Source organism: Sedimentitalea xiamensis, from assembly GCF_030164465.1.
Classification (GTDB): Bacteria; Pseudomonadota; Alphaproteobacteria; order Rhodobacterales; family Rhodobacteraceae; genus Sedimentitalea; species Sedimentitalea xiamensis.
In genome coordinates, this window is the sequence record NZ_JASNJE010000009.1 from 47,124 (window position 1) to 62,979 (window position 15,856).

The window sequence follows — 15,856 nt, forward strand, 5'->3', positions numbered from 1 at the left end:
CGTAAATCCGGACTTAACTTTCGAAATCGGTTCGGGTTTGATCGAAATCGGTATCATGCGGAAGGAGGCACAAGTGGAGCGTTGTGGCTGGGCCGGGTCCGAACAGATTTACGTGGACTATCACGACACGGACTGGGGGGTGCCGGAATACGACAGCCGCGCGCTGTGGGAAAAGCTGGTGCTTGACGGGTTTCAGGCCGGTCTGAGCTGGATCACGATCTTAAAGAAGCGCGACAATTTCCGGTCTGCGTTCAGCGGGTTCGATCCGGACGTGATCGCCACCTGGTCGGAACCGGAGGTTCGGCGCCTGTTGCAGGATCCGGGCATCGTCCGTCATCGCGGCAAGATCGAAGCCACGATCGGAAATGCGCAGGCCTGGCAGAGGCTGGAGCGCGACAAGGGCTTTGACAGGTTCCTGTGGGACTATGTCGGGGGCAAGCCGATCCAGAACCGGTGGCGGGACATGTCGGAGGTTCCGGCCTTCACGCCGCTGTCACAGCAAATCTCCCGCGATCTCAAGAAGGCGGGGTTCCGTTTCTGTGGCCCCACGATCGTCTACGCGTTCATGCAGGCGGTCGGGATGGTCAATGATCATCTTGTGACCTGTCCGCGCCATGCGGAGGTCGCGAAACTGGGCGTATCGACCTGAACCGCGGGGAAGGGGGCGCCGGGCCTATGGCGTGAGTATCGCCGCCAGGATCGCCCTTGCGCTGTCGGAATTCCAGTCGGCATCGCCGCGAAGACGGGCGATTTCCGCCCCGTCCGGGTTCAGGATCACGGTGATCGGCAGCCCCAGCACGGCCATGTCGCGGGCGACCGCCTGTTTCGGATCCTGATGGCGGGGGAGATTGTCGACACCGATCTCGTCAAAGAACTTCTGGATGCCGACCGGCGAATTACGCCCGGTGGCCAAGGTCACCACCTGGAAATCGTCGCCGCCGAATTCCGCCTGAAGCTCTGACAGCATCGGCATTTCCTTGCGGCAGGGCGCGCACCAGGTCGCCCAGAAGTTCAAAAGCACGTATTTGCCACGATAGTCGGCAAGCGTGCCGGTTCCGGCCCCGTCTTCCAGATCGAATTCGGCGGTGCTTGCCGGTTCGGGCGTGTCGTGAAACACCAGCTTCTTCATGTCGCCGTCGCGCAGCGCTTCCCATTCGGCGATATCTGCGGCGGCAATGTTTGCACCCATCGCGAGGGCCGTATAAACGAACGCGAGCAACAGATTTCTCATGTCCCCTCCGAAGGGTTTTCCATATGACAGATACGACCTCGAACCAGATGTGGGGTGGCCGGTTCTCCGCCGGTCCGGACGCGATCATGGAGGCGATCAATGCCTCGATCGGGTTCGATCGGCGGATGGCGGCACAGGATATCGCCGGGTCGCGCGCCCATGCGGCGATGCTCGCCGCGACGGGTGTGATAACCGATAGCGATGCCGAGGCGATTGGAAAAGGCCTGCTCACTGTTTTGTCAGAGATCGAAACCGGGACTTTCGCGTTTTCCACCGCGCTCGAAGACATCCACATGAATGTCGAGGCGCGGCTGAAGGAGATCGTTGGAGAACCGGCAGGCCGGTTGCACACCGGACGCAGCCGCAATGACCAGGTGGCGACCGATTTCAAGCTGTGGGTGCGCGACCAGCTGGATGCGGCGGAGACCGGGTTGATCGCGCTGATTCGGGCGCTGTTGGGGCAGGCCGAGGCGGGCGCCGGCTGGGTCATGCCGGGGTTCACCCATTTGCAGACCGCGCAGCCCGTGACCTGGGGCCACCACATGATGGCCTATGTGGAAATGTTCGGGCGCGACCTCAGCCGGGTGCGGGACGCGCGGGTGCGGATGAACGAATCGCCTCTGGGCGCGGCGGCGCTGGCGGGAACAAGTTTTCCGATCGACCGCGAAATGACCGCAACCGCGCTCGGGTTCGACCGTCCCGCCGCCAATTCGCTGGATGCCGTCAGCGACAGGGATTTCGCGCTGGAGTTCCTGGGCGTGGCCAGCATCTGCGCGATCCACCTGTCGCGCTTCGCCGAAGAACTGGTGATCTGGTCCTCGGCGCAGTTTCGGTTTGTCACGCTGAGCGACCGGTTTTCGACCGGCTCCTCGATCATGCCGCAAAAGAAGAACCCGGATGCGGCCGAGCTGATCCGCGCAAAGGTCGGACGCATCTTCGGTGCGAATACCGCGCTGATGATGGTGATGAAGGGACTGCCGCTGGCCTATTCCAAGGATATGCAGGAAGACAAGGAACAGGTCTTCGACGCCGCCGACAACTGGATGCTGGCGCTGGCTGCGATGGAAGGCATGGTGCGCGACATGACCGCGAACCGCGACAGTCTCGCCGCCGCCGCCGGGTCCGGGTTCTCGACGGCGACCGACCTGGCCGACTGGCTCGTTCGGGTGCTCGGGCTTCCGTTCCGTGACGCCCATCACGTCACCGGATCTCTGGTCGCCAAGGCCGAGGCGCGCGGGTGCGACCTGCCCGACCTGACGCTTGCGGACATGCAGTCGGTGCATCCGGACATCACCGCCGGTGTCTTCGATGTGCTGGGCGTGGAGAATTCGGTCAATTCACGCATGTCCTATGGCGGCACGGCCCCGGCGCGGGTTCGCGAACAGATCGCCCGCTGGAGGCAGGCGCTGTGATCCGGCCGCTGCTGATCTGTGCCGGATTGATGGCGCTGAGCGCCTGCGATCCGGTCGATACGCCGTCACGGCGACCCGAGCCAACCTCTACGATCGGTGGCGTCGGGGTCTCCGGAGATGTTCGGATGGGCGTGTCCCTGTCCATGCGCAACGCGGTCGACCCGGCGGCCGTTTCGGGCTATCATCAGGTTCTGCCGTGAAGATGTGTAGCAGATCGGGATTTCGGGCATGAAGAAGATCGTGGTTGTACTGGCCGTCTTTCTCGCGGGATGCGGAGTCGATGGCGAGCCGGTGCAGCCTTCGATGAATGTCGGTATCGGGGTCGGTTCCGGCGGGATGCACACCTATGGCGCGCTCGGCGTTCACCAGGGGCCGATGTCGATCTACCTGGGGTTCTGATTCGTGTCATCGCTCCGGAAGGTCTATCTCGCCCTGGCGGTCTGGGGCGCGGTGCATCCGATGTATTATTTCCTGCAATGGTTCGGCGCGAACGGTCTGGATCTCGCCGGACTGATGGACGCCTGGCATGCCAACGCCGCCAGCAGCGGGCTGGTCTGGGACCTGACAATCGCCGCCGTGACGCTCACCGTTTTCGTGATTGCCGAAGTCGCGGTGCGGCGAAACTGGATCGGGCTGATCGCGATACCGGCAACCTTTGGCATCGGCGTCAGCTGCGGCCTGCCGCTCTACCTGTTCCTGCGCACGCGCCCGGTTGACTGAGCTGACGAATCCGTTTGATCCGCCCTCGGGATCGGTTTAATCGCGCGGCATGGATCATTTCCTTTACAGAAACGGCAGCTTGCATGCCGAAGACGTGCCGGTCAGCGATATTGCCGCTGCCGTGGGCACGCCGTTCTACGTCTATTCCACGGCAACCTTGCTGCGTCACTTCAGCCTGTTCGACGAGGCGCTGGCGGGCACCGACCATCTGGTGTGCTACGCGATGAAGGCGGCCAGCAATCAGGCGATCCTGAAGACGCTGGCGCAGGCCGGCGCGGGGATGGACGTGGTGTCCGTCGGCGAATACCTGCGGGCCAGGGCGGCGGGCGTGCCGGGAGAGCGGATCGTGTTTTCCGGCGTCGGCAAGACCGCCGAGGAAATCCGCACCGCGCTGGAAGGCGGCATCCGCCAGTTCAACGTCGAATCCGAGCCGGAACTGGAGGTTCTGAACGCGGTGGCCCTGTCGCTGGGCAAGATCGCGCCGATCACCATCCGTGTGAACCCGGACGTCGACGCGAAGACCCACGCAAAGATCGCAACCGGAAAGTCCGAGAACAAGTTCGGAATTCCGATCGCCCGCGCCCGCGAGGTCTATGCGCTGGCCGGGGCGATGCGCGGTCTCGACGTGATCGGGATCGACGTGCATATCGGCAGCCAGTTGACCGATCTTGCACCGTTCGAGCAGGCCTACCTCAAGGTGGCGGAACTCACGACCCTGTTGCGCGCGGATGGGCACGACATCCGGCGGCTCGATCTTGGGGGCGGGCTGGGTATCCCGTACGAACGCAGCAACAGCGCGCCACCCCTGCCGCTGGATTACGGCGCGCTGATCAAGCGCACGGTCGGCCATCTCGGCTGCGAGATCGAGATCGAACCGGGCCGGCTGATCGCGGGCAATGCCGGGATCATGGTCTGCAGGGTGATCTATGTGAAACAGGGCGAAGGACGCGATTTCCTGATCCTGGACGGGGCGATGAACGATCTGATCCGACCGGCGATGTATGATGCGCACCATGATATCGTGCCGCTGGTCGAACCGGAACCGGGTGTCGAGACGCGGCCCTATGACATCGTCGGCCCGGTCTGCGAAACAGGCGACACATTCGCGAGGCAACGGGCCATGTCGCCGCTCGCGGCGGGCGACACGATCGCCTTTCGCAGCGCCGGGGCCTATGGCGCGGTGATGGCCAGCGAATACAACACCCGCCCGCTGATCCCGGAAGTTCTGGTGAAAGGGGATCAATTTGCGGTTATTCGGCACCGTCCGACCTTTGACGAAATCATAAATCGCGATACCATCCCCGAATGGCTGTGACGCGCTTCCGCGTCGCGGCCCTTCGGAGACCCTGATGGCCAAACCCACCGGCACGATCCCCGTCCTGAGCGATCTGCGCCTGCCTCTGTTCCTCACCCGTTGCGGCCTGCTGGCCGAAAACGCCGTGCGCAGCTTCTGGCCCTTTGTCAGCGTGGCGCTGCTGGCGCTGGCCCTGCTGATGCTCGGCGTGCAGGATCATTTGCCGGTCAGGATCGTCTGGGGCGGCGCGGCGCTGTCCGGACTGGCGCTGCTCGGGACAGTCGCGATCGGGCTGCGGCAGTTCCGCTGGCCGACACGGGACAAGGCGTTGGCGCGGCTCGATGAAACCCTGCCGGGCCATCCGATCCAGGCGCTTCTCGACGATCAGGTGATCGGCACCGCCGACCGCGACTCGATGGCCGTCTGGCAGGCGCATCAGACGCGCATGGCCAGACGTGCCGCCACCGCCCGCGCGCCCGCCCCGGATCTTCGCGTGGCCCGGCGTGATCCCTTCGCGTTGCGCTATGCGGCCTTGCTGGTGTTTCTCGTGGCGCTGCTGTTCGGTTCGATCTGGCGCGTCGGGACCATGGCCGCCATGGCGCCGGGCGGGATCGATCTCGCCGGTGGCCCGACATGGGAAGGCTGGGTCGAGCCGCCGCGATACACGGGCAAACCGACGATCTATCTGAACGACGTGTCCGCGCCGATGATGCAGGTACCCGAAGGCAGCCGGATCACTCTGCGCTTTTATGGCGAGATCGGCGCCCTCACGCTGGCCGAAACCGTCTCCGGCCGCATCGGGGAAACCCCGCCCGCAAGCGATCCGATCCAGGACATCACCGTCGCGCGGGACGGGGAATTACGGATCGACGGACCCGGCGGGCGGACCTGGGACCTGCGGGTGCTCGCGGACATGCCGCCGCAGGTGGCTATCGCGGGACCGGCGGAGGCCGAGGCCACCGGCGAAATGCTGCTGCCCTTCGCGGCCTCCGACGACTATGGCGTGGTGTCCGGGCAGGCGCGGATAACGCTCGACCTGGGGGTCCTGCCAAGACGCCACGGCCTGGCGGTGGACCCGGACCCGCGGGACGAGGTGATCGTGCAATTGCCGATGCCGATTGCCGGGGACCGGACCGATTTCACCGAAACCCTGGTCGAGGATTTTTCCAGGCACCCCTGGGCGCATCTGCCCGTGACCGTCACGCTGTCCGCCGAAGATGCCGCGGGTCACGTGACCGAGGCCGAGCCGCGGCCGATGCTGCTGCCGGCCCGCCGGTTCTTCGATCCGATGGCCGCGGCGGTGGTGGAGCAGCGGCGCGACCTGCTTTGGTCGCTGGACAACGCGCGGCGGGTGGCGCAGGTGCTTCGGGCCATTTCCCATCGTCCGGACGAGGTTTTCCGCTCCGAAACCAGCTATTTGCGTCTTCGGGCGATCCTGCGTCGGCTGGAATTGATGACGGACCATGGCCTGACCGGAGACCATCAGGCCGAACTGGCCCAGGCCATGTGGGATCTGGCGATCCTCCTGGAAGAAGGTGACCTGGGCGATGCGCTCGAACGGCTGCGCCGGGCGCAGGAACGGCTGAGCGAGGCGATGAAGAACGGCGCCAGCGACCAGGAGATCGCCGACCTGATGCAGGAATTGCGTGAGGCGACGGACGACTACCTGCGGCAACTGTCGCGTCAGGCGCAGCAGCAAGGCCAGCAGGGCGACCAGCAGCAGGCGCAGAACGGGATGCAGATGACGCAGGACGACCTGCAACGCATGATGGACCGCATCCAGGAATTGATGGAACAGGGCCGCATGGCCGAGGCCGAACAGGCGCTGCGGGAATTGCAGCAGATGATGGAAAACATGCGCGTGACCCAGGGGCAGGGTCAGGGCGGCCAGTCCGAAGGTCAGCAGGCGATGGAAGGGCTTGCCGAAACCCTGCGCGAACAGCAGGGTCTGTCCGATCAGGCGTTCCGCGATCTTCAGGAACAGTTCAATCCGGGTGCCCAGTCCGGGGAAAACCGGGGCAACGAAGGCCGCAATGGCGGCCAGGGGCGCGGCCAGAGCCACGAGGGACAGGGTCAGGGGCGCGCCGACGGGCAGGGCCAGCCGGGCAGCAACGGGCAGCCGGGATCGGAACAGTCGCTGGCGGACCGGCAGCAGGCGCTGCGCGATGAACTGGCCCGCCAACAGGGCAGGTTGCCCGGCGCGGGCACGCCCGAAGGCGATGCCGCCCGCGATGCGCTGGACCGGGCCGGGCGCGCGATGGAAGGGGCCGAGCAATCCCTGCGGCAGGACGACTACGCCGGCGCCATCGACCAGCAGTCCGAAGCCATGGAGGCGCTGCGCGAAGGCATGCGCGCGCTGGGCGAAGCGATGGCGCAGCAACAGCAGAACCAGACCGGGCAGGGTATGACCGAAGGCGACATGCGGGCGCAGAACCGCGATCCGCTGGGCCGGAACAGCGGATCGAACGGATCCCTTGGCACTCAGGAAAACCTGTTGCAGGGCGAGGACGTGTATCGCCGGGCCCGCGAACTGCTGGACGAAATCCGGCGGCGGTCAGGTGAAGCCGAGAGGCCCGAAGTCGAACGGGATTACCTGCAAAGGCTGCTTGATCGTTTCTGACTATTTCGGAAGATAGGTGTTGAGCGTGGAATCCAGCCAGACGCGCATCTGGTTCACATTGGCGACATAGCTGTCCAGGGCCGGGGCCGCCTGCGGAACGCTTTCAGAAATGCGGTCGGCCCAGGAATAGACGAGGACAAGGACCGACGCCACGGCGATCACCAGCGCGAAACCGCGCGCGAAACCGCCCGCGTTTCCGGTTCCCGAAGCCGCCGATAGCGCGGGTGGCACGTTCGGCGAAACGTCATCCGGCGCGTCGGGTTCCGGTCCGGCAAGCTCCGGCAGAGCGTCGCGCCCGGGCTTTGTCCGCGTGTCCACGGGGGGGGATTCGGCCCCGTCGGCGGCGGCATCGTCCGGTTCTGGTCCGGGATCGGCAGCCGTCTCTGTCGCGCCGCTTTTCTCGGCCGCGCGCAGTCTTACCTCGCGTTCCGCTTCCGCGCGCAGGATTTCGATAACGACCGGATCGATGTCCCGCCTTGGAGGAAGGGTGTCGTCTTCCTCGGCCCCTTCCAGGTCATCTTCGTCCTCATCCACGTCTTCGCCGGTCTGCGCGATGTCGCCGCCTCGTGCCGGCCCGTCGCGCGGATCGTCATCGCGGACCGCGTCGTTCCGCTCCACGGATTCGAGCTTCCCGGACGTGTCCTGCCGGGGATGATCCGGATGGGCGTGGAACCACAGGTTACCGCAATTTGAACACTGGACTTCGCGGCCTTCGGCCGGAATTGCCGCATCCGGCACTTCGTACTGGGCATCGCAATTCGGGCATGTCAGCCGCATACTCCGCCTCCTGATCCTGTCCGCTGCCTGTGCGTCTACTGCTTGTTTTGCGGAACCATAGGTTGTCGGACCCGGTTGGAAAAGGACAATCTGGCCCCCGGCGGCGTCGTGCCGCCGGGGCGGGCGAAGGGCCATTGAAACCTGTCATTCGGTCAGGCAAAAGGCACCCGAGTGTCAGGGGGATGGCCGTGATCAGTCTGGAACAGGTGGGCTACAGCTACAGCGGCAAGGAACTGCTGAGCGATGTGTCGGTCGATCTGTCTCCGGGGTCGTTCCATTTCCTGACGGGGCCATCGGGGTCCGGCAAGACCACCCTGATAAAGCTGTGTTACGGGGCGCTTCTTCCGACCGTGGGACGGGTCCGGGCGTTTGACGCGGATCTGGCGGCGCTGGACCGCGACCAGACGGCCCTGTTGCGCCGGCGGGTCGGTGTCGTGCATCAGGATTGCCGGTTTCTGGATCATCTGCCGCTGGCGGACAACATTGCCCTGCCGCTGATCGTTTCCGGGCGCGACATGGGGCAAGAGAACACCAACCTGACCGACCTCATGCACTGGGTCGGATTGTCCGCGCGGGCGGATGCCCTGCCGCCGGAACTGTCGGGCGGCGAACGCCAGCGTGCGGCGCTGGCCCGCGCCGTGATCATGTCGCCGGACGTCATACTCGCCGATGAGCCGACCGGGAACGTGGATTGGGACATGTCGCAACGGTTGCTGAAACTGCTCGTGGAACTCAACCGGATGGGCAAGACGGTGCTGGTCGCCAGCCACGATCTGGCCCTGATCCGTGCCGCGAAGAACCAGGTGCAGGCCCGCGTGCTGCGCATTTCCGAAAAGCGGCTGCAACTGGCGGGGGCGGACCTGTGAAAAAGGGCGACATCCGCGAATTGCTCGCCGGCGATGTCCAGGCGGACCGGCTCGTTCCTCCGAGCGGTCTTACAGCCCACCTGACGATCTTTGTCAGTGGCGCGATGGCATTCCTGGCGGTGTTCGCCCTGGCGCTGTCCCTGGCGTCGGGACGGCTGGCGGATCGCTGGGCCGACGAACTGGCCCGCAGCGCCACCCTGCGCATTTCGGCCTCGGCCGATCAGCGGGCGGTGCTGACCGAGGCGGCGCTGGCGATCCTTGAGCAGACTCCGGGCGTCGCAAGCGCCCGCGCCATGACCCCGGAAGAACAGGCCGCCCTTCTGGCGCCCTGGTTCGGGGCATCGTTGCCGCTGGACAGCCTGCCTGTCCCACAACTGATCGAGGTTGTGGCGGACGGGCCGGGCTATGACGCAGAGGGCCTGCGCCTGCGCCTGAGCGCCGAGATTCCGGGCGCGGTGCTGGACGATCACACGCGCTGGCGTGAACCGCTGGTCCGGGCGGCAGGGAGCCTGCGGACGCTGGGAGTCTTTTCTGTCCTGCTGATCGGCTGCGCCATGGCGGCGATGATCACCCTGGCTGCCCATGCGGGGCTGGCGGCGAATGCGCAGGTGATCGAGGTTCTGAGACTGGTCGGGGCGCAGGATCGCTATATCGCGAACGCCTTCGAGCGCCGTTTCACCCTGCGCGCGCTGATTGGCGCCGCCGGGGGCATGGCACTGGGCGTGTTCGGGGTGGCGCTGCTGCCGTCGGCGGGCGATGCGGACGGGTTTCTCACCGGGCTGGGGTTTCAGGGCGCGGGGTGGCTCGTGCCATTGCTCGTCCCGCTTCTGGGCGCGGGCGTCGCCTTCGCGGCTACAAGGGCGGCGGCGCGTCGCAGATTGGAGCGTTTGCAATGATCCGGGATGGTATCCAATGGCTGCGGTCGCTGCTGTTCGTTGGCCAGATCTATCTGATGATGCCGATCGTCGGGCTGGCGTTCGCGCCCTGGGCGCTGTTCAGCAAGCATGGCGCGCGGGTCTGCTGCAAGACCTATTCGCGCTGGGTGTTCTGGTCGGCGCGCTGGATGGTCGGCATCCGGTGCGAAGTGCGGGGCACGCCGCCCGCGGGCGAGGCTCTGGTCGCTGCCAAGCACCAGTCGTTTCTGGACATCATGATGATCTTCACCGCCTTGCCGACAGCCAAGTTCATCATGAAAAAGGAAATCCTGCGCACGCCGGTGATCGGGCAATATGCCAAGCTTCTGGATTGCGTGCCGGTGGATCGCGGCAAGCGCGGCGCGGCCATCGACAAGATGGTGCGCGATGTTCATGCGGGGCGGCAGGAGGCCGGGCAGCTGGTGATCTATTCGCAGGGCACCCGCGTCGCGCCGGGTGTGAAGGCGGATTACAAGGTCGGCACCGGGATTCTCTATGAACAGCTTGGCCAGACCTGCGTTCCGGTGGCGACGAACGTCGGCGTGCTCTGGCCGCGCAAGGGTATCATGCGCCGCCCCGGTGTCGCGGTGGTGGAGTTTCTTGATCCGATCGAGCCGGGCATGTCCCGCGTCGCATTCATGACCGAACTGGAACGCCGGGTCGAAGCCCGGTCCGACGCATTGATGCGCGAAGCGGGGTTCGACCCGGACGCCGGATCCTGAGGGCCGGACGGTCGGTGTGTCCGCCACTGGTGGCACGCGGAGTCACGCCGCGGCGGCGCCGATCTTTTCCACCTGGCCGAACCAGCGTTCGATCATCCCCGGCTTCGGGTCGCTGGCGCCGGCGAAATAGGTGAAGCGAGTCGGCTTGATGCCGACGAAACCGAGGATCTGGCCGCGCATCTGCCAGATCAGCGCGCGGCGATACATCAGCCGCATGATCCAGCCCGGCGTGTCTGATGTCAGGATCACCCGCGCCGACCGCCCGGTCAGCATCGGCGCGGGCATTCCGCCCAGTTTCGGATTGCGCGGATCGAAAGCGCGCCCCGGCACGAAGGCGCGGTCGATCAGACCCTTGAGCCGCGCCGGCAGGCCGCCCCACCACATCGGCGTGGTCAGAACCATGTGGTCGCTCCATTCTATGTCGTCCATCACGGATTGAAGCGCAGGTTCCAGAGGTTTGAAATCATTGTAGTTCCCGCGTCCGAAATCGTCGTCGAAATCGAGATCCGAAAGGTGGGCGATGCGCACGTCATGACCCGCGCGCCGCGCCGCGCCGGCGTAGCGTTCGGCAAAGGCGCGCGACAGGCTGGTCTCGGCCGGATGGCCGTCAAGGATGAAGATCTTCTTGGCAGGCATGGTGATTCTCCTAAAAATGACCGTAGTCATTTATTTGTATATAAAATGACCACGGTCAATAAAAAAATTTGACCGTGGTCAGAAAAAATGCGAAGACATGCTCATGAGCAAACCGGTTCAACAACGCACCCTGCGCACACGGGCGAAATTGCTGGACGTGGCGGAGACACTGGTGCGGGAGGCCGGCTACGAGGCGCTGCGGGTGGAAGAGGTGGTGGCGCGCGCCGGGGTGGCGAAGGGCACATTCTTCGCGCATTTCCGCGACAAGGACGCGTTGATGGAGATCCTGATCGGGCAGGAACTGGACGCGCTGCTGACGCAGGCCGGGGCGCTGCCCGCGCCCGCCGATATCGCCGGGATCTGTGCGCGGCTGTTGCCGGTACACGGATTCATGACCTGCGAACGTTATGTGTTCGATCTGATCCTGCGCTATTCGGGGGCCGCCGCGGTTACCGAGATCGGGCCGATCGCGATGAGTTTCGATCGCTACGCGACGCTGGTGACGGGCTGGATGCCGGCCGGAGACTATCGCCGCGACGTGGATGACACCTTGCTGGCGGAAGGGGTGCAGGCCTTTGCAGTGCAGTCGATGGGGTTGCAGTTCTGCGCCTTGCATCAGGCGCAGAGTTTTCAGGACAGGTTCGAAACCTATCTCGCGGCCTGGCTGACCCCGGCGGTGTGACCGCCGGGGCTGCGATCAGCTGTGGATCGGGCCGTCGCCGCAGGCCAGCGCCGCCTCTCGCACCGCTTCGGAATAGGTCGGGTGCGCGTGGCAGGTCATGGCGAGGTCTTCGGCGGAGGCGCCGAATTCCATCGCGACGCAGATCTCGTGAATCAGGTCGCCCGCGCCGGGGCCGATGATATGGGCGCCGAGGATGCGGTCGGTGTCCTTGTCGGCGAGGATCTTGACGAAACCGTCGGCGGCGAAATTGGCCTTGGCGCGGCCGTTGCCCATGAACATGAACTTTCCGGCCTTGTAGCTACGCCCCTGTTTCTTCAGGGTTTCCTCGGTCTCACCCACATTGGCGACCTCGGGCCAGGTGTAGATCACGCCGGGGATGACGCCGTAGTTCACATGGCCGTGCCTGCCGGCCACCTGTTCGGCGGCGGCCATGCCTTCGTCTTCGGCCTTGTGGGCCAGCATCGGGCCGTCGATGGCGTCGCCGATGGCGTAGATGCCCTTGACGCTGGTCTGCCAGTCCTTGCCGGTCTTGATCTGTCCCCGCGGCGACATCTCGACGCCGAGCGCGTCGAGGCCGAGCCCGTCGGTATAGGGTTTGCGCCCGGTGGCGACGAGTACGACATCGGCGTCCAGAACGTGGTCGCTGTCGTCCTTCTTCAGCTTGTAATGCACCTTGGCCTGGGTTTTGGTCGCTTCGGTCTTTTGCACCGCCGCGCCCATGATGAATTTAAGCCCTTGTTTTTTCATAATTCTCTGGAAGGTCTTCTGCACTTCCGGGTCCATGCCGGGGGTTATGGCGTCGAGATATTCCACCACCGTCACCTCGGCGCCGAGGCGGGAATAGACGCTGCCCAGTTCCAGCCCGATCACGCCGGCGCCGATCACCACCATCTTCTTCGGGATCTTGCCCAGTTCGAGCGCGCCGGTGGAGGTGACCACCACCTTTTCGTCGACCTCGACGCCGGGCAGGGAGGAGGGTTCGGAGCCGGTGGCGACGATGATGTTCTTCGCCTCGTGGACCTCGTCGCCGACCTTGACCTTGCCCGGTTCCGGGATGCTGCCCCAGCCCTTGAGCCAGTCTATCTTGTTCTTCTTGAACAGGAATTCGATGCCCTTGGTGTTGCCGTCGATCACATCCTGCTTGTAGGCCTGCATCTGTTTCCAGTCGACCGTGGGGGCCTTGCCCTTGAGGCCCATGGCGGCGAAATTGTGCTGGGCCTCGTGCAGCTGGTGGGAGGCGTGCAGCAGCGCCTTGGACGGAATGCAGCCGACGTTGAGGCAGGTGCCGCCGAGGGTGTCGCGGCTTTCGACGACCGCGGTTTTCAGGCCCAGCTGGGCGCAGCGGATGGCGCAGACATAGCCGCCGGGGCCGGCGCCGATGATGATGACGTCATAGTTTGCCATGGGAGTCTCCTGTGGGAATTCGGGCTGTGCCGGGCGTACATACGCCGTGCATACCGCGTGCATACGCGTCGTGCAGATTGCCGGGGTGCGAGGGGCGGGGGAGGGGCTCTGCCCCTCGGCGCTGGCGCGCCTCACCCCGGAGTATTTTCGCAAAGATGAAGGTCATGTGAGCGCCGCCAGCAGCATAAGGAGGGTGGCGAGGAAGCCGGCGAACCAGATCAGCGAGCGCCAGGGGGTGAGGCCGAGGGCGTAGGCGGGGACGTAGAGGAGGCGGGCGGCGAGATAGGTCCAGGCGCAGGCGGCGGTGAGGTCGGTGGACTGGTCCGAGAGGGTGATGACGGTGCAGGCGATGGTGAAGAGGATCAGCCCTTCGAAATGGTTGTTCATCGCCCGTTGCAGCCGGCCCGCCATGCCGGTGAGCTGGACGGGCGTGTCGCGGGGGCCGAGCGCGGTTTTCGGGCCGACCTGCCGGTTGGCGGCAATGGAGTAGGCCGCGAACTGGAGGGTTTGCAGCAGGGCGGCGAGGGTGAGGGCGGTGAGTTCGGGGGTCATGGTTAAACAACAGGCCGTGACTTGTAATTGCTCATTGCGCTAGTGCGTTTTGCCCGTTCTTCTTCCTTGGCCAGTTTGTTTCTTGTTTCCGCGTTGCTGGCAGGCAAAGTGATTGGAATAGCGAACTTTACGCGACTAATCTCCTCTCCCTTACGTGCGTGCGAGCCATTCAAACCTGCATCAAAGGACATTATCCTTAAACCGGCTTTTCCGCCTCCCTTAGTCTCCTTTGTGGCAGTAACTGCTACGTCAAATTCAACCTCATGGATGCGTCTCACAGTATGATCAGGGCTGCCTTCTTCGAATTTTGAGGTACCTTCTAGGCCGTATGATGTTGGTGGGTTGATAATCACGCCCTGCTCTTCATATGCATCACGGAGTTCACTGGTGGCCTCTATAATGCCCCCGATCGTTTCTTTAATGAAATCTTTCAAGTCCATTTCGACGATCTCCAAGTCCGTGACATTAGATGGCCGACGGACGCCGGCCATGCGAAAAGAGCCTAGCTTCAGTCTGTCATGTGTTCATCACAAATCCATCAGCAACCGCCGCGGATCTTCCAGCGCCTCTTTCACCCGGACGAGGAAGGTCACGGCGCCCTTGCCGTCGACGATGCGGTGGTCGTAGGACAGCGCCAGATACATCATCGGGCGGATGACGACCTCTCCGTTGATCGCCATGGGCCGGTCCTGGATCTTGTGCATGCCGAGGATGCCGGATTGCGGCGGGTTGAGGATCGGGGAGGACATCAGCGAACCGTAGACGCCGCCGTTGGACAGGGTGAAGGTGCCGCCCTGCATTTCCGCCATGGAGAGCTTGCCGTCGCGGGCGCGGCGGCCCTTTTCGGCGATGGCCTTTTCGATCTCGGCGAAGGACATGCTGTCCGCATCGCGGATCACCGGCACCACGAGGCCGGTGGGGGTGCCGGCGGCGACGCCCATGTGGACGAAGTTCTTGTAGACGATGTCGGTGCCGTCGATCTCGGCATTGACCTCGGGGACTTCCTTCAGGGCGTGGCAGCAGGCCTTGGTGAAGAAGGACATGAAGCCGAGGCGGACGCCGTGCTTCTTTTCGAACTCGTCCTTGTAGCGGTTGCGCAGGGCCATCACCTCGGTCATGTCCACCTCGTTGTAGGTGGTGAGCATGGCGGCGGTGTTCTGGCTGTCCTTCAGGCGCTTGGCGATGGTCTGGCGCAGGCGGGTCATCTTGACCCGTTCCTCGCGCGCGGCGTCATCGGCGGGCACCGGGGCGCGCGGAATGGAGGCGGGGGCGGGCGCGGGCTGCGCCGCGGCGGCGACGGCGCGGGCGACGTCGTCCTTCATCACCCGCCCGTCGCGGCCGGTGCCGGTGACCTGATCGCGGGAGATCCCGGCTTCGGCCATCGCCTTTTTCGCGGAGGGCGCATCCTCGATATCGCCGGTTCCCCTGGCGGGGGCGGCGGCCGGCGCCTCCGGGCGCGGGGCGGGTTCGACCGCGCCATCGGCGGCGCCGGCGATCACGCCGAGCCTGGCGCTGGCATCGACGGTGGCGCCTTCGGGCGCGGTGATCTCGGTCAGCACCCCGGCGGCGGGGGCGGGCACCTCGACGCTGACCTTGTCGGTTTCCAGTTCGCAGAGCATCTCGTCCTGCGAGACGCTGTCGCCCACGGCCTTGAACCAGGTGCTGACGGTCGCCTCGGTGACGGATTCCCCGAGGGTCGGCACCATGATGTCGACAGCGCCGTTGCCGGCCTTGGCGGGCCTGGCCTCTTCCGTTCTGGCCGCCGGTTCCGGGGTGGCGTCGCCGGTTTCGGCGATATTGGCCAGCAGCGCATCGACGCCGACGGTTTCGCCTTCGGCGGCGACGATGTCGGCCAGCTTGCCGGCGGCGGGGCTGGGCACCTCGACCGTCACCTTGTCGGTTTCCAGCTCGCAGAGCATTTCATCGACGGCGACGATGTCGCCGGGCTTCTTGAACCAGGTGGCGACGGTGGCTTCGGTCACGGATTCGCCCAGGGTCGGGACACGGACTTCGGTGGTCATGTTCA

The 15,856-nt window shown here is 64.9% G+C and carries 18 protein-coding genes; 11 read left to right on the forward strand and 7 right to left on the reverse strand.

Translation table 11 applies throughout. The features are described 5' to 3' along the window. The first annotated feature begins 73 nt into the window (after positions 1-73). A complete protein-coding gene (locus tag QO034_RS09575; RefSeq protein WP_284485300.1) occupies positions 74-649 on the forward strand; it encodes a DNA-3-methyladenine glycosylase I in 576 nt (191 codons plus the stop codon). 24 nt (positions 650-673) lie between these two features. Here the strand turns inward: QO034_RS09575 and QO034_RS09580 are convergent, their stop codons facing one another. Beyond that, positions 674-1,231 carry a TlpA disulfide reductase family protein gene (locus QO034_RS09580; protein WP_284485301.1) on the reverse strand — a complete coding sequence of 186 codons (558 nt, stop codon included), beginning with the start codon at positions 1,229-1,231 and terminating at the stop codon, positions 674-676. 23 nt (positions 1,232-1,254) lie between these two features. Between QO034_RS09580 and argH the strand changes: the two genes are divergently transcribed. The 6 genes from argH to QO034_RS09610 are packed head-to-tail and all read left to right on the forward strand — an operon-like array spanning position 1,255 to position 7,277. Continuing rightward, the gene (argH, locus tag QO034_RS09585; protein ID WP_284485302.1) at positions 1,255-2,643 is read left to right on the forward strand and encodes an argininosuccinate lyase; all 1,389 of its coding nucleotides are present in this window, start codon (positions 1,255-1,257) and stop codon (positions 2,641-2,643) included. After that, positions 2,640-2,843, forward strand: coding sequence for a hypothetical protein (locus tag QO034_RS09590; RefSeq protein ID WP_284485303.1), 204 nt, complete (start codon positions 2,640-2,642; stop codon positions 2,841-2,843). The genes argH and QO034_RS09590 overlap by 4 nt, the downstream gene beginning before the upstream one ends. Before the next feature lie 28 nt (positions 2,844-2,871). Continuing rightward, positions 2,872-3,042, forward strand: coding sequence for a hypothetical protein (locus QO034_RS09595; protein WP_284485304.1), 171 nt, complete (start codon positions 2,872-2,874; stop codon positions 3,040-3,042). A 3-nt stretch (positions 3,043-3,045) separates the two neighbouring features. Next, on the forward strand, positions 3,046-3,363 hold the full coding sequence (locus QO034_RS09600) for a DUF2834 domain-containing protein (RefSeq protein WP_284485305.1): 318 nt from the start codon (positions 3,046-3,048) through the stop codon (positions 3,361-3,363). 49 nt (positions 3,364-3,412) lie between these two features. Beyond that, on the forward strand, positions 3,413-4,678 hold the full coding sequence (gene lysA, locus QO034_RS09605; RefSeq protein WP_284485306.1) for a diaminopimelate decarboxylase: 1,266 nt from the start codon (positions 3,413-3,415) through the stop codon (positions 4,676-4,678). A 34-nt stretch (positions 4,679-4,712) separates the two neighbouring features. Beyond that, positions 4,713-7,277, forward strand: coding sequence for a TIGR02302 family protein (locus QO034_RS09610; RefSeq protein ID WP_284485307.1), 2,565 nt, complete (start codon positions 4,713-4,715; stop codon positions 7,275-7,277). Here the strand turns inward: QO034_RS09610 and QO034_RS09615 are convergent, their stop codons facing one another. After that, positions 7,278-8,054, reverse strand: coding sequence for a zinc-ribbon domain-containing protein (locus QO034_RS09615; RefSeq protein ID WP_284485308.1), 777 nt, complete (start codon positions 8,052-8,054; stop codon positions 7,278-7,280). Positions 8,055-8,242: 188 nt separating this feature from the next. Here QO034_RS09615 and QO034_RS09620 point away from each other — a divergent pair, with 188 nt between their 5' ends. From QO034_RS09620 to QO034_RS09630, 3 genes are read left to right on the forward strand one after another with little or no spacing between them, the layout of a single operon-like run. Then, positions 8,243-8,920 carry a cell division ATP-binding protein FtsE gene (locus tag QO034_RS09620; RefSeq protein ID WP_284485309.1) on the forward strand — a complete coding sequence of 226 codons (678 nt, stop codon included), beginning with the start codon at positions 8,243-8,245 and terminating at the stop codon, positions 8,918-8,920. Further along, entirely contained in the window at positions 8,917-9,816 is a 900-nt protein-coding gene (locus QO034_RS09625; protein ID WP_284485310.1) for a cell division protein FtsX, read from the forward strand. The genes QO034_RS09620 and QO034_RS09625 overlap by 4 nt, the downstream gene beginning before the upstream one ends. Continuing rightward, the gene (locus QO034_RS09630; protein ID WP_407696753.1) at positions 9,813-10,556 is read left to right on the forward strand and encodes a lysophospholipid acyltransferase family protein; all 744 of its coding nucleotides are present in this window, start codon (positions 9,813-9,815) and stop codon (positions 10,554-10,556) included. Before QO034_RS09625 ends, QO034_RS09630 begins: the two co-directional genes overlap by 4 nt. Positions 10,557-10,598: 42 nt before the next feature. Here the strand turns inward: QO034_RS09630 and QO034_RS09635 are convergent, their stop codons facing one another. Then, positions 10,599-11,192, reverse strand: coding sequence for an NAD(P)H-dependent oxidoreductase (locus tag QO034_RS09635; protein ID WP_284485311.1), 594 nt, complete (start codon positions 11,190-11,192; stop codon positions 10,599-10,601). 103 nt (positions 11,193-11,295) lie between these two features. Between QO034_RS09635 and QO034_RS09640 the strand changes: the two genes are divergently transcribed. Beyond that, complete coding sequence (locus QO034_RS09640) at positions 11,296-11,874, forward strand: TetR/AcrR family transcriptional regulator (protein ID WP_284485312.1); 579 nt, start codon at positions 11,296-11,298, stop codon at positions 11,872-11,874. A gap of 15 nt (positions 11,875-11,889) precedes the next feature. Here the strand turns inward: QO034_RS09640 and lpdA are convergent, their stop codons facing one another. The 4 genes from lpdA to odhB form a co-directional block, all read right to left on the reverse strand. Further along, positions 11,890-13,278 carry a dihydrolipoyl dehydrogenase gene (gene lpdA, locus QO034_RS09645; RefSeq protein ID WP_284485313.1) on the reverse strand — a complete coding sequence of 463 codons (1,389 nt, stop codon included), beginning with the start codon at positions 13,276-13,278 and terminating at the stop codon, positions 11,890-11,892. A gap of 162 nt (positions 13,279-13,440) precedes the next feature. After that, entirely contained in the window at positions 13,441-13,830 is a 390-nt protein-coding gene (locus QO034_RS09650; protein WP_284485314.1) for an MAPEG family protein, read from the reverse strand. A 2-nt stretch (positions 13,831-13,832) separates the two neighbouring features. Continuing rightward, positions 13,833-14,270: a trypco2 family protein gene (locus QO034_RS09655; RefSeq protein ID WP_284485315.1), complete on the reverse strand. Its 438-nt coding sequence runs from the start codon at positions 14,268-14,270 to the stop codon at positions 13,833-13,835. Positions 14,271-14,357: 87 nt separating this feature from the next. Continuing rightward, the gene (gene odhB, locus QO034_RS09660; RefSeq protein ID WP_284485316.1) at positions 14,358-15,851 is read right to left on the reverse strand and encodes a 2-oxoglutarate dehydrogenase complex dihydrolipoyllysine-residue succinyltransferase; all 1,494 of its coding nucleotides are present in this window, start codon (positions 15,849-15,851) and stop codon (positions 14,358-14,360) included. Positions 15,852-15,856 lie beyond the last annotated feature (5 nt).